Genomic DNA, 12,852 nt, shown 5'->3' with positions numbered 1-12,852 from the left:
TCAGACCGCGTCGGAGTGCGGCTTCTCCCCGGCACCGGGCCGCACCATGACGGCCTCGGAGCGCTCCATGGCCGCGCGGAAGCGCGCGTACCCCTCGAGCTCGACGCCGTCGCCCACCGTCTTGCGGTTCCGGCTGGCCCAACCGCCCCACAGTCCGGCACCGATCGCAGCCAAAAGCGGAATCAACAACCAGGCGAGCGACGCCATGCCGACCTCCCAACCCCACGAGCGACCGCAACTGACTGATCAGCAGATTAACCATCCGCCGTGTTAACGCTCATACCAGGGGGTCGGTTACGCAACCGGAGCAAGGGTGAGAACTCGGTGAGGCCGGACTCACACGTCCGGCCGACTCCCTCAACAGGCTCCGACCCACTCCTCCGTGCCGTCGGAGAACTTCTGGTGCTTCCAGATGGGCACCTCGTGCTTGAGGTCGTCGATCAGCTTGCGACACGCCTCGAAGGCCTCACCGCGGTGCGGACACGACACCGCGACGATCACCGCGAGATCACCGACGGCCAGCTCACCGACCCGGTGCACGGCGGCCAGCGCCCGCACCGGATACTCGGCGACCACCTTCTCGGCGATCCGCCGCATCTCGGCCTCCGCGCTGGGATGACACGAATACCCCAGCCCGTCGACGTCGGCACCGCCGTCGTGATTGCGCACGGTCCCCACGAAGAGCGCGGTCCCCCCGGCGGCGTCGTCCCCGACGGCCCTGAAGACCTCGTCCAAGGAGAGCGGCTCGTCCCGAATCGCCAGCAGCCGAATCGGATCCTGCGCGCCCGACTCACCCGGATGCTCAAAGGTAGGTGCCATGGCCCCATCGTGCCGCACCCCACGGCACCCACGAAATACGCCGTTCCCCCGCGCACTCACCTGACTTTTGGAGCCTCCTACAGATCGGACAAGCCCGTACCCACCCACCCCGACGAGCCCGTTCAGTCCCCACCGGCGTCCGGGGCGAAGCCCCGAGGCCATCGGGAACACGAACCCACCGAGATACCGGGGCGCAGCCCCACCGGGCCCACCGAGATACCGGACGGAGCGCCGGGGTACAGAGGCGGAGCCCCGCCAGGGGTCCGGGGGCGCAGCCTCCGGGGATGGGACGGGTAGGGGCGGCGGGGGCGGAACACCGGCCCCCAGCCACAACGCACCCGCAAACGCCCCCCAGAACTCAGATCCGCCGCCGAGCCTTCCGAGCCCGCCGAACCAACGCGGCCGTACCCAGAAGAGCAACCGTCGCCCCCGCGGCCCCCGCCGCAGTCGCGTCCTTCCGCCCCAGCCGCCGCCCAGCCACGGTGTGCCGCCCGGCAACCTCCTCCAGCAGCTCCGCGAGAACCTCCTCGTTGGTCCACTGCGGCCGCCACCCGGCGTCATGCATCCGGCTCCCACTCACCACCCAGGGGTACATCGTGTACGCCAGATCCCCGGCGGGCGAAGGAGTGAGCCCAATCCGGTGAAGTCGCGCGGCAGCCCCCAGCGCGACGGCGGACGGCAACTCCATCCGCCGAATCCCGCTGAGCTCCTCGACCTCCTCCTGCTCCAGCCACCCGTCGCACCCGACGGCCAGCTCCCCCTCCACCTTCTCCAGGACGGCGTACTCCAGAGCACTGCACAGATCCTCGATGTGGCAGAACTGCCAGGCAGGCCGTGACCCCGCCACCACAAGGAGCCGAGGAGACTCGAAGTACCTGGTCAGGGCGGTGTCGGTACCACCACCGACCAGGACCCCCGGCCGCACGACGGTGACATTGAGCCCCGGATGCGCGCGCGGCGCCCGCCGGGCGAGCCGCTCGATCTCCAGCAGGTCCCCGACCCCCGTGGCCTCGGCGGTCGCCCGCAGTTCGGCGTCTTCGGAGAGGGGCAGTTCGTTGTCGGGCAGCGCCCCGTAGACCATCGCGGAGGTGCACAGCACGACCCGGTGCACCCCGGCCGCGGCGGCGGCCGTCAGCACGGTCTGCGTCCCCCGGACGTTGTACGCCGTGCGCGCCGCCGCGTCCGTCTCCAGGTCGAGGTCGAGCGCGAGATGCACCACGACGTCCGCGCCACGCAGCTTCTCGGCGATCGCCGGGTCCCGCACGTCGAGGATCTGCCACTGGGCGCCCTCGCACTCGCCGCGACGCTCGTCGATGGCGATGACCTGCTTGATCTCCTCGCTGGCGGCAAGCCGCTCGGTCAGCATCGCGCCCACGCCGGACGCGGCGCCGGTGACCGCGACGACGGGCCCGCGCAAGGGCGGACTGGTTGAGTGGTTTCGCGCTGCGCGAACCTGTGGATCTGGGGAACTCACCGGGCGTCTCCAGCGGTTGTCTTCAGTAACGGACACGCGTGACGCGTCCGTACCAGGTGGCATCCATCCTGCCGCAGGCCAAGAGTCGGCGAAGCACCGAGGCCCGATCGGGTTCGGGTGTCTACGCTGGGTGGTGTTGTCGGGCAGTCGCCGTCGGAACGAACCGGCGGCCTTACCAGCCGAGGAATCCCGTGAGTGACACCCCATTCGGATTCGGCCTTCCGCCGGAGGAGCCGGAGAACGGCGACGAGGGCAAGAAGAAGGACCAGCAGAGCGGCGGTGGACAGGGACCGTTCGGTTTCGGGCCGCCCGGAGCCGGCGGCCCAGGTGCCGACAATCCGCTCGCAGCGATGTTCGGTTCCATGAACCCCAACGATCTGGGGGCCGCGTTCCAGCAGCTGGGCCAGATGCTCTCGTACGAGGGCGGCCCGGTGAATTGGGACATGGCCAAGCAGATCGCCCGCCAGACGGTCTCCCAGGGCACTTCTGACGGCACCAAGGACGCGAGCGTCGGTCCCGCCGAGCGCACCGCGGTTCAGGATGCCGTGCGCCTGGCCGACCTGTGGCTGGACGACGCGACGTCCCTGCCGTCCGGCGCCGCCTCCGCCGTGGCCTGGAGCCGCGCGGAGTGGGTCGAGGCGACCCTGCCGGTATGGAAGGAGCTCGTCGACCCGGTCGCCGAGCGCGTCGGCGCGGCGATGGGCGATGTCCTGCCGGAGGAGATGCAGGCCATGGCGGGCCCGCTCATCGGCATGATGCGCTCCATGGGCGGCGCCATGTTCGGTACGCAGATCGGGCAGGCCGTCGGCGTGCTCGCGGGCGAGGTCGTCGGCTCCACCGACATCGGCCTGCCGCTCGGCCCGGCCGGCAAGGCCGCGCTGCTGCCGCTGAACATCGCGTCGTTCGGCAAGGACCTGGGCATCCCCTTGGAGGAGGTGCGGCTCTACCTCGCCCTGCGCGAGGCCGCCCACCAGCGTCTCTTCTCGCACGTGCCGTGGCTGCGCTCGCACCTGTTCGGCGCGGTCGAGGGCTACGCGCGCGGGATCAAGGTCGACACGGCCAAGCTGGAGGACGTGGTCGGCCAGCTCGACCCGCAGAACCCCGAGCAGCTGCAGGACGCCCTCCAGCAGGGCATGTTCCAGCCGGAGGACACGCCGGAGCAGAAGGCGGCGCTGGCCCGTCTGGAGACGGCGCTCGCGCTCGTGGAGGGCTGGGTGGACGCGGTCGTGCACGCGGCCGCGAAGCCGCGTCTTTCCTCCGCGGACGCGCTGCGCGAGACGCTGCGCCGGCGCCGCGCCACGGGCGGTCCCGCCGAGCAGACGTTCGCCACGCTGATCGGCCTGGAGCTGCGCCCGCGCCGACTGCGGGACGCCTCGCGCCTGTGGGCCTCGCTCACCGACGCGCGCGGTGTCGACGGCCGCGACGGCCTGTGGGCTCACCCGGACATGCTGCCGACCGCGTCCGACCTCGACGACCCGGACGGCTTCGTGCACCGTGAGCAGCTGGACTTCTCCGAGATCGACAAGATGCTCGGCGAGGCGGCGAGCGGCTCCGCCGAGAAGACGAACCTGAAGAAGGACGACGCTCCCGCGGACGAGGACAAGGACGACGACAAGGGCGACGGCACCGAGTGACCCTTCACGACGACGCCGTCCTCGTACTGAAGCAGTACGAGGACCAGGAAGAGCTGCGCCAGGTCTATCTGGACCATCTGTCCGAGCATCCCGACGGCATGTGGAAGGCCCGCACGGCGGGGCACGTCACGGCCAGCGCCCTGGTCATCGACCCGGTCGGCGGCCGCGTCCTGCTGACGCTGCACCGCAAGCTGGAGATGTGGCTGCAGATGGGCGGCCACTGCGAGCCGGGCGATCCGACGCTGGCGGCGGCCGCGCTGCGCGAGGCGACCGAGGAGTCGGGCATCGAGGGTCTGATCCTGCTGCCGGGCGGCCCCGTGGCCCTCGACCGGCACGCCATCCCGGCGCCGTGCAACTGGCACCTGGACGTCCAGTACGCCGCGCTCGCCCCGGCCGAGGCCGTGGCGGCGATCAGCGACGAGTCCCTGGACCTGCGCTGGTTCCCCTACGAGGAGGTCGCGGACGTGGCGGACGCCTCGGTCGTACGGCTCCTGGAAGCAACCCGCGCACGACTCTCGGCCTGAGGCACGGGTGGCACGGGTAAGGGGCGATCGCCATGGCGATCGCCCCTTACGTTCGTTTCCCGGACCGTCACCCGGTCGACTGACCGCCGGTCGATCAACCGACGTCGGGTCCGGCCGATCAGCCGACCATCGGCGGGTCAGCTCCAGACGTTGCCCTGGTTCTGTGCCCGGGCCCCCTGCTGCCCCATGCCGTACTGGGCGCGCAGCCCCTGTCCGATCACCGCGTTCTGGGGCGGCAGCAGCTCGCTGGGCTGGACGAGCGCGAAGCCCTGGCCCAGGAAGCTGAGCTCCCAGCCCTCACCGGTGTTGCCCCGCCGCCGCCACACCCCGGAGGAGTGTGTCTGGGCCTGCATCTGGACACGCAGGCCGGTGGACCAGGCGACGATCGCGTCGGCGTCACAGTTGACGTACTTGTCCGGCGTGACCTGCATCATCAGCGGCATGCCCGAGGTCATCAGGGCGACCTTGCCACGGCCGGTGATGTTGAGCTGGTACTTGCCGGAGCCGGAGATGCCGTACTGGCTGTCCACGGCGATGACCTCGTGGTGCAGCGAGGAGTCCATGGCCAGGACGTAGCTGCTGTCGACGGTCAGCCCGTCCTGCTCCACGTCGACCACGTGCACGTGCTGGGCGAGGTTGGCCAGATAGACCGTCCCCTGCCCATGGCAGCGCATGAGGTCGAGGCCTTCACCGGTGTACGCACGTGCGCGGTGCTGGCTGTTGTTCTGGTACTCGGCGTCGAACTCCACGAGCCCCTGATACGCGACCATGGTTCCCTTGCGGGCCAGGATGTCGTCGTGCCCCTCCATGACGACTCGCAGCATCTGCGAGTTCTGGAGGCTGTAGCGCTCCTGGGTCTGCTGCTCGTTGTAGCCGAAAAGCGGGCTCTGCATGATGTGGTGGTCCCCCTCAGCCCCGGATCCGGAGGCGGTCGGTGCTGTCCTCGCTGGGCTGGACGACGACGATGCCCTGTCCGGAGAACGCCATCTGGTACGCCTCGCCGCTGCCGCGTCCGATCAGCGACTGCGCCTTGAAGCTGCGCTTGCCCTTCACCTTGAGGTTCGGGGACCAGGCGACGAGCGCGTCCGGATCGACGTACGTCTCGTCCTCACCGCCGCCGCAGTCGACCACGATCGGCTTGCCGCGCGAGGTCAGCGCGACCCAGCCCTGACCGGAGATCTTGGTGTTCCACAGGCCCTGTCCGGCGAACTTGGCGAGCCCCTTCACCCGCTCGACGCCCCACTGGAGATGGGCATCGAAGGCGAGCAGGTTGGTGGCGTTGACGGAGATCGCGTCCCCGTTGAGGTTGATGACGACGACGTTCGCCCCGTAGTCGGCCAGGTAGAGCAGGCCGTCGCCGGTGCACTTCATGAGGGGCGCGCCCTCACCGGTCATCCAGTCCCGCGCGATCTGGCGTACGGCGGGCGGGTTGGGCTCGTACTGGACGAACCCTTCGTAGGCGACCATCGAGCCCACGCGCGCGAAGAGGTCGTTTCCGGTCTGCATGGCGACCTTGAGCATGTGGTTGCCGTGGTTCTCCATGCGGGCGGTGACAGGTGCCGGGGCGAAGCCCGCGAGTGGCTGGTTCATGACGGGCTCCCTCAGACCTCGTACGGCTGGACGACGATGAAATTGCCGGGCGCGCCGCGGAACTGGAGGTTCACGCTCTCCCCGGTGTCGCCGGGGTAGGCGTTGCGGCGCATCCGCACCTGGCTGGAGACGATCACCTGGGAGGCCGCGGACCAGGCGACGACGGCGTTGCAGTCGGCGAAGGTCGTCGGCGTCACGGGCAGCACTACGGGGGCGCCGTGCGTCTTGACGACGATCGTTCCGGTCCCCTGGAACTGCATGGTGAACAGCGCGCCTCCGGGGATGCCGTGGCCCTCGATACGCCGGACCTCGTACTGGAGGGACTCGTCGAAGGCGAGCACGCTCTCCGCGGAGACGCAGATCGCGTCGCCCTGGAGTTCGATGGGATGCACGTGGCTGGCGTTCTCGGCGAGGAACACCTGTCCCTGGCCGGTACAGCGCATGAGCTGCATCTCCTGGCCGGTCGCGTTGCCCACGATCCGCCCGGCGAAGCCGGCGCCCTTGTAGCTGAAGTCGACCTTGCCCTGGTAGAGCACCATGCTGCCCTGGCGGGCCAGCACGGGCTGGCCGCCGATACCGAGGTCGACGCGGATGAGCTTCTTGTTCTGCTGGGTCCACCGCTGACCGGTGGGCGTCTCCTTGTAGGCCCCCAGCGCGGCGGCCACACCGGCACCGCCCTGCGGGGCGCCCTGAGGAACGCCGTACGGGGACGGCGCGCCGGGCTGACCCGGCGCCTGGCCCGGAACCTGGCCGTACGGCGGCTGCTGGCCGTAGCCGGGAGGCGCCGTCGGGGCCTGCTGCCCGTAGCCGGGGGGCGCGGGCGGTGTCTGCTGGCCGTAACCGGGCGGCATGGGAGCCGTCTGACCGGGAGGCTGCTGTCCGTACCCCGGCGGCGGACCGGGCGGACCGGGCGGCTGGATGTACGGAGCGGGGCCCGGCGGTGGCACGGTGCCGCCCGGCGGGGTGTGCAGCGGGGCGATGATGGTCGGCGCGGCGTGCACCGAGGGCGCGGCGGGCGGCGGCGCGAATCCCTGCGCGGCGGGCTGCGGCGCGGGGGCCGGAGCCGGGGCGCCGAACGCGGGGGGTGCGGTGGCCTGGGCCGGCGGAGCGAAGGACGGTGCGGCAGTGGCCTGCGGCTCCTGCGCGGCGGGCTGCTCGTCGGCGACCTCACCACCGAAGTTCTTGAGCAGCGCGTCGAGGCCGCCGTCGAAGCCCTGCCCCACGGCGGCGAACCGCCAGACGTCCTTCAGGTAGAAGTCGCCCAGCATCACGGCACGCTCGGTGGAGAACTCCGCGCCACTGAACGAGTACCGGGCCACCTCCTCGCCGCCCGCCACAACACGGAGGTATCCGGGGGCGATCTGCGACATCTGTCCGGCGCCGTCGATCGTCGCCGTGAACGACAGCTTCTGGATCTGCGCCGGGATCCGGTCGAGCGTGACGCGGAAGGACTCCGTGTCACCCGACTGGGCGCCGAGGAGCTGGATGGATTCTTCGGGGGTCTTCGGCTGGTTGAAGAAGACGAAGTACCGGTCGTCCGAAAGCCTTTCGTCGGCGTCCAGACCGAAGCAACTGATGTCGAAGGTCAGTCCGGGACCGGTGATCTGTACACCTACGTACAGATCCGTGCCCGCGGTGAGGTCACTGATCCTGGCCTTGTGGCCGCGTTGGAATTCCCTGGCCATGCGTAACGACCGTCCCCCATCCCGAGTGCGATTGCGTCGCGTCAGGCTAACGGGAAACTCTGGGAGTGAACGCCGCCGGTACAGACCCGGTACACAATCACCTCCCGGCAGGGACGGTCCGCCGCCGCCCGCCCGCTACTCGTCGCTCGCCACGGGCAGATGTGGCAACCGTTCGGCCGCGACCACCCCTTCGAGATAGCCGCGGGCACGCTCCGTACGTGGGTACGCCTCCAGCAGCCGCCAGAAACGGGGCCCGTGACCGGGCACCAGAAGGTGCGCGAGTTCGTGGACGAGGACGTAGTCGACGACATACTCGGGCATGCCCTGCAGGCGATGCGAAAGACGGATACTGCCCTCGGCCGGGGTGCAGGACCCCCAGCGCGTGTTCTGATTGGTGACCCAGCGGACCGAGGCGGGGCGGGCCCGGCCGTCGAAGTACTGCTCCGACAGCCGCGCGGCGCGCTCGGTCAGCTCGGCGTCGCCGAGCACCCGTTTGCTCTCCTGGGCGGCCAGCTTGTCGAGCATGACGGTGACCCAGCGCTGTTCCTCCGCCTCGGACATACGGGCGGGGATGAGCACGACGGTGCGATCGCCCTCGCGGTACGCGGAGACCGTTCTGCGCCGGCGCGCGCTCCTGCGAACCTCGATCGCGCTCGCCCCCGAGCCGCTTGGCGGCGGGCTCGTCGTGCTGCGCTGTGGCTTTCCGGCGCGGTGCAGTGGGTCGGCGGGCACGCCCCGACGTTACCCGCTGCACATGGGGGAAGTCCCGTCCCCTGGACGGTTCGATGCCGATCCGCACCCCGTGCGCTTGATTCATACGACGAACACCACCGCCTGTGGACAACTTTCGGCACGGTTCGGCCGGGCGGGGCATGCTGACATTCGATCGGCGGGGCCCGGGACGGACCCCGCCGACACACGGGGATGCTCTACGGGGACGGGGGTCGGTCATGCACCCGATGGTGAAGCCCGCGCTGCGGCGCGGCTGGCGGGATCTCAACACCGTGCAGTTCGGGATGGCGCCCGCGCACGCGATGGTCCTTGGCCCGGTGGACACGGCGACAGGCAGCTTTCTCGACCTGCTCAACGGAACACGCGGGCTGCCGCTCCTTCGCGACCTGGGTCGCGCGATGGGCCTGCCCGACGGCCATGTCGACGCACTCGTGGAGCGACTGGCCCGCTCGGGTCTGCTGGACGACGCGACGGGCGGCGGCCGGGCCGCGGACTCCCTGCGCGAGAAGAAGGAGGTCCTGGACCGGCTCCGCCCCGACCTCGCGTCCCTGTCCCTCGTCGCCCGCGCGCCGGGCGACGCCCTGAAGCATCTGGCCGCCCGCCGCTCCCTGCGGGTGCAGGTGCGGGGCGCCGGCCGGGTGGGAGCCGTCCTGGCCTCCCTGCTGGCCGGCGCCGGTGTCGGCCAGGTCGAGGTGCGCGACATCGGCAGCGTCGAACCCTGGGACGTGGCACCGGGCGGACTGCCCTCGGCGTCCATCGGCGAGCGCCGGGAGGAAGCCGCCCGGCGCGCGGTGCGCCCATCTGCACCGGATCGGCCACCACGGCCCACTGCCGAAGGCGAGGAACTCGGTCTCTCCCTGGTGATCCTCGCGCCCCGGGACGGCCTGGCGGTGCACGCCCCCGACCCCGCCGTCGCCGAGCCCCTGATCACCTCCGGCACACCCCATCTGTACGCGGGGGTCGTGGAGGGAACAGGTGTCGTCGGCCCCCTGGTGCTGCCCGGCGACACCGGCTGCGCGGGCTGCCTGGACCAGCAGCGCATCGACCGGGACCCGACCTGGCCACGCCTGATCGCCCAGTGGCGCTCCGGAGCCTCGCACCAGGTCCCGGCCTGCGACCTCGCCCTGGCGACCGGGGTCGCCGGACTCGCGGCGGGACACGCCCTCGCCTTCCTCGACGGACGGCTGCCCTCCAGCGCCGGAGCACGCTGGGAGTCCTCCGTGCCGGGCTTCGACTGGCATGCGAAGCCGGTGTGGTCGCATCCCGCATGCCCGTGCGGCGCGGCGGAGAAAAGTAAGAAGGGGGAGCGCGCCGTCGAGGACGGGCAGCCGCACGAGACAATGGCCGGGCAACAGCCGCACGCGGCACGGCTGTCTGGGACTTGGAGGGCGCATGTCTGATCTTCCCCGGAAGGCAGTCACCCGAACTGCCAAACTCGCCGCACTACCGCTCGGCTTCGCCGGGCGAGCGACCTGGGGGCTGGGCAAGAGGATCGGCGGGAAGTCCGCGGAGATCGTCGGCCGTGAACTGCAACAGCGCACGGCGGAGCAGCTCTTCAAGGTCCTCGGCGAGTTGAAGGGGGGTGCCATGAAGTTCGGACAAGCACTGTCCGTCTTCGAGTCGGCGCTGCCCGAGGAAGTCGCGGGGCCCTATCGCGCGGCGCTGACGAAGCTCCAGGAGGCGGCGCCGCCGATGCCGACGCGCACGGTGCACTCCGTTCTGCGGGAGCGCCTCGGCGAGGACTGGTCCGAGCTGTTCCAGGAGTTCGAGGACAAGCCGTCCGCGGCGGCCTCGATCGGCCAGGTGCACCGGGCTGTGTGGCACGACGGACGCGAGGTCGCCGTCAAAGTGCAGTACCCGGGGGCGGGTGAGGCTCTGCTGTCCGATCTGACCCAGCTCAGCCGATTCGCCAGGCTCCTGGGTCCCCTGATCCCCGGCATGGACATCAAGCCGCTCATCGCGGAGCTGCGCGACCGGGTGTCCGAGGAGCTCGACTACGCGCTGGAGGCAGAGGCCCAGGAGACGCATGCCACGGAGTTCGCCGGCGATCCGGACGTGCTCGTCCCCGCGGTGGTCCACCAGTGCGACCAGGTCCTGGTGACCGAGTGGATCGACGGGATACCGATGTCGGAGGTGATCGCCGAGGGCACCCAGGAGCAGCGGGACCGCGCGGGCCAGCTGCTGGCCCGGTTCCTCTTCTCGGGTCCCGCCCGTACCGGACTGCTGCACGCCGATCCGCACCCGGGCAACTTCCGCCTCCTGCCGGACGAGGAGAGCGGCTGGCGGCTGGGCGTCCTGGACTTCGGCACGGTCGACCGTCTTCCCGGCGGTCTGCCCTCGACGATCGGCTACTCCCTCCGGATGACTCTCGAGGGCGAGGCCGAAGCGGTCTACGAGCTGCTGCGTGAGGAGGGCTTCGTCAAGGAGTCCATAGAGCTCGAACCCGACGCGGTCCTGGACTACCTCCTGCCGATCATCGAACCGGCCCAGGTCGACGAGTTCACGTTCACCCGTGGCTGGATGCGCAGTCAGGCCGCCCGCATCGCCGACCCCCGCTCCCCCGCACACCAGTTGGGCAGGCTGCTCAACCTGCCGCCGTCGTATCTCCTGATACACCGTGTGACGTTGAGCACCATCGGAGTCCTGTGCCAGCTGGGCGCGGCGGTGCGGCTGCGCGACGAACTGGAGGAGTGGTTGCCGGGTTTCGTGCCGGGAGAGGACCCGACGGAGGAACTGCTGGACGAGGAGGAATCAGCGGCCGGAGCATGACTCGGGCCGCCTTCGGCCAGCGGGCCTGCCTGGGCGTGACCCGGGCCTGCCTGGCGTGGCCTACCACCAGGCCGAGTCCAGCCGTCCCTCGATCGCCCTGAGGTTGCTGCGGGCGCAGTTGTCGCAGAAGTAGTGGCGGGTGCCGTTCTCCATGGAGCAGGTCCACGTCAGCGGAGGTCCGTCGGCCGGGGTGCCGCAACGGGCGCACACGATGTGCCGGGCCTCGGCCGTGTCGGGCCGCGGCATGGAGCCGGTGCTGTCACTGTCCCCGGGAAGACTCGTCACTCGGCGACGATAACGCCGTGGTCGGCGGTTCGCCCGGCACAACGCACCGCGGGGGCCGGTCCGTTCGGACCGGCCCCCGCGAAGAGCTGCTTACTGATACTGCAGCGACTGCCTTCGGCTAGTGCATGACCGCCATGGCCAGCGCGCGCCGGGCGCGCATGGAGGCGCGCTCGGCCCGACGCTGCATCCGACGGGCGGAGGCCAGGCGCACGGCCAGGCGTTCCCGCTCGGCCTCGTGCAGTCGCTCGTGCATATGCGCACGAGCCAGGGCTTCTGGGATGAGTTGCATCTCGCGGGTCCTGTTCTGACGCGAGTCGCTCGCGCCGGTGGTGGTGAAGTCTGGGATGGCGGAGCCTGCGGGCTCGCTGGTGGACGGCTTCATCGGGGCCTGTTTCTTGGGGTCGTGCGTCAGGGGGCGATCGATCGTTCCTACGGTGTTCATGCCGCAACCGGGTTCTTGCGCGGGCGGCCACGCGGCCGCTTGCGGGCCACGACGACACCCTGAACGAAGAGCTCGCCGCCCCAGACACCCCAGGGCTCGCGCCGCTCCTTGGCGCCGGCGAGGCAGGCCTCGATCAGCGGGCAGGTGCGGCAGAGGGACTTGGCGTACTCGACGTCGGCCGGCGACTCGGCGAAGAAGACCTCCGGGTCGTAGGAGCGGCAGGGGACGGGTACGCCGAGGTTCTCGATGGCGTCGTCGAGCGCGGTGAGCGCAGTGAGCGGGATCAAGGTGGAGTCCTCCGTGAGGCCGGGCGGGGGGATCGTTTCGGAAGGCGGTACGGACGGGGCGTGCGCTTCGAGTTGCACGGTTGGTCTTCCTCGTCTGGTCGTGCCGGCCGGGTTGGCCGGTTGGCGGCTGGTACCGGGTTCTTTTCTTGTCCCGAGGCCCCTTCGCTCTGCCGTCCCCGGTCGGGGACAAACAGAAGGGCCGCGGATCCCGGGTGGGGTTCCGCGGCCCTGAAGGCGCCGGCCTGATCGAAGATCAGGCTGGATCACTCCAGGGTTCAGGCCCACGGAAGGCCCACATCGTGTGGTGCTGCTTCGTCTGCTTCAGGGATCCGGCACCGGCTGCCGCAAAGGCATAGGCCTGGGCCTCTGCCACTACTGCCGCTTCCAGTGCCTTCATCGGTCGCTCATTGCGCTCACGGATGGGAAGAACCGCGAGAGACAGAGGGGAGGCCGGCCGGACGGCAGCGATGCCGGACAGACCGGTGCCCAGGTTCGAGACGCCGAGCAGGCACGTGGAGACGACCGAGCGATCGGTCATTTTGGCGGTGCTGATGGAGCTGATGTTGATGCTGATCACTGGAATCGCCTCCTCTCGGCGTCTTGGGGGACTG

15 protein-coding genes are annotated in these 12,852 nt (G+C 70.4%); 4 read left to right on the top strand and 11 right to left on the bottom strand.

What is annotated here, in order from left to right; translation table 11 throughout:
• The 3 genes from AAFF41_RS31010 to AAFF41_RS31000 form a co-directional block, all read right to left on the bottom strand.
• A complete protein-coding gene (locus tag AAFF41_RS31010; protein WP_319746505.1) occupies window positions 1–207 on the bottom strand; it encodes a hypothetical protein in 207 nt (68 codons plus the stop codon).
• 150 nt (window positions 208–357) lie between these two features.
• The gene (locus AAFF41_RS31005; RefSeq protein WP_319746507.1) at window positions 358–819 is read right to left on the bottom strand and encodes a molybdenum cofactor biosynthesis protein MoaE; all 462 of its coding nucleotides are present in this window, start codon (window positions 817–819) and stop codon (window positions 358–360) included.
• Window positions 820–1,177: 358 nt separating this feature from the next.
• Complete coding sequence (locus AAFF41_RS31000) at window positions 1,178–2,293, bottom strand: SDR family oxidoreductase (RefSeq protein WP_319746509.1); 1,116 nt, start codon at window positions 2,291–2,293, stop codon at window positions 1,178–1,180.
• A 191-nt stretch (window positions 2,294–2,484) separates the two neighbouring features.
• On the opposite strand from AAFF41_RS31000, the gene AAFF41_RS30995 reads away from it, so the two are divergent.
• Window positions 2,485–3,927, top strand: a complete 1,443-nt coding sequence (locus tag AAFF41_RS30995) for a zinc-dependent metalloprotease (protein WP_319746511.1) — start codon at window positions 2,485–2,487, stop codon at window positions 3,925–3,927.
• The gene (locus tag AAFF41_RS30990) at window positions 3,924–4,451 is read left to right on the top strand and encodes an NUDIX hydrolase (protein WP_343324973.1); all 528 of its coding nucleotides are present in this window, start codon (window positions 3,924–3,926) and stop codon (window positions 4,449–4,451) included. The genes AAFF41_RS30995 and AAFF41_RS30990 overlap by 4 nt, the downstream gene beginning before the upstream one ends.
• Window positions 4,452–4,588: 137 nt before the next feature.
• Here the strand turns inward: AAFF41_RS30990 and AAFF41_RS30985 are convergent, their stop codons facing one another.
• The 4 genes from AAFF41_RS30985 to AAFF41_RS30970 form a co-directional block, all read right to left on the bottom strand.
• Window positions 4,589–5,344, bottom strand: coding sequence for an AIM24 family protein (locus AAFF41_RS30985; protein WP_060900241.1), 756 nt, complete (start codon window positions 5,342–5,344; stop codon window positions 4,589–4,591).
• A gap of 16 nt (window positions 5,345–5,360) precedes the next feature.
• A complete protein-coding gene (locus AAFF41_RS30980; protein WP_054228171.1) occupies window positions 5,361–6,041 on the bottom strand; it encodes an AIM24 family protein in 681 nt (226 codons plus the stop codon).
• A gap of 11 nt (window positions 6,042–6,052) precedes the next feature.
• Window positions 6,053–7,726 carry a TerD family protein gene (locus AAFF41_RS30975; RefSeq protein ID WP_319746515.1) on the bottom strand — a complete coding sequence of 558 codons (1,674 nt, stop codon included), beginning with the start codon at window positions 7,724–7,726 and terminating at the stop codon, window positions 6,053–6,055.
• A gap of 135 nt (window positions 7,727–7,861) precedes the next feature.
• Complete coding sequence (locus tag AAFF41_RS30970) at window positions 7,862–8,458, bottom strand: M48 metallopeptidase family protein (RefSeq protein WP_075028823.1); 597 nt, start codon at window positions 8,456–8,458, stop codon at window positions 7,862–7,864.
• Between the two features lie 218 nt (window positions 8,459–8,676).
• On the opposite strand from AAFF41_RS30970, the gene AAFF41_RS30965 reads away from it, so the two are divergent.
• Both AAFF41_RS30965 and AAFF41_RS30960 read left to right on the top strand, forming a co-directional pair.
• Complete coding sequence (locus AAFF41_RS30965; protein ID WP_343324972.1) at window positions 8,677–9,858, top strand: TOMM precursor leader peptide-binding protein; 1,182 nt, start codon at window positions 8,677–8,679, stop codon at window positions 9,856–9,858.
• Window positions 9,851–11,227 (top strand): ABC1 kinase family protein, encoded by a 1,377-nt coding sequence (locus AAFF41_RS30960; RefSeq protein WP_343324971.1) that lies wholly within the window; start codon window positions 9,851–9,853, stop codon window positions 11,225–11,227. Before AAFF41_RS30965 ends, AAFF41_RS30960 begins: the two co-directional genes overlap by 8 nt.
• 60 nt (window positions 11,228–11,287) lie before the next feature.
• On the opposite strand, the gene AAFF41_RS30955 is transcribed toward AAFF41_RS30960, so the two are convergent.
• The 4 genes from AAFF41_RS30955 to AAFF41_RS30940 all read right to left on the bottom strand — a co-directional run bounded on the left by AAFF41_RS30955 (window position 11,288) and on the right by AAFF41_RS30940 (window position 12,818).
• The gene (locus AAFF41_RS30955; protein WP_129592095.1) at window positions 11,288–11,512 is read right to left on the bottom strand and encodes a hypothetical protein; all 225 of its coding nucleotides are present in this window, start codon (window positions 11,510–11,512) and stop codon (window positions 11,288–11,290) included.
• A gap of 118 nt (window positions 11,513–11,630) precedes the next feature.
• Window positions 11,631–11,954 carry a hypothetical protein gene (locus AAFF41_RS30950; RefSeq protein WP_099943232.1) on the bottom strand — a complete coding sequence of 108 codons (324 nt, stop codon included), beginning with the start codon at window positions 11,952–11,954 and terminating at the stop codon, window positions 11,631–11,633.
• Complete coding sequence (locus AAFF41_RS30945) at window positions 11,951–12,319, bottom strand: WhiB family transcriptional regulator (protein ID WP_054228178.1); 369 nt, start codon at window positions 12,317–12,319, stop codon at window positions 11,951–11,953. The genes AAFF41_RS30950 and AAFF41_RS30945 overlap by 4 nt, the downstream gene beginning before the upstream one ends.
• Before the next feature lie 175 nt (window positions 12,320–12,494).
• Window positions 12,495–12,818: a hypothetical protein gene (locus tag AAFF41_RS30940; protein ID WP_054228179.1), complete on the bottom strand. Its 324-nt coding sequence runs from the start codon at window positions 12,816–12,818 to the stop codon at window positions 12,495–12,497.
• Window positions 12,819–12,852: the final 34 nt, after the last annotated feature.

The sequence above is a fragment of the Streptomyces mirabilis genome, assembly GCF_039503195.1.
Classification (GTDB): Bacteria; Actinomycetota; Actinomycetes; order Streptomycetales; family Streptomycetaceae; genus Streptomyces; species Streptomyces mirabilis_D.
The sequence above is the reverse complement of the archived record's forward strand: the minus strand, read 5'-3'. Positions and strand labels throughout refer to the sequence as shown.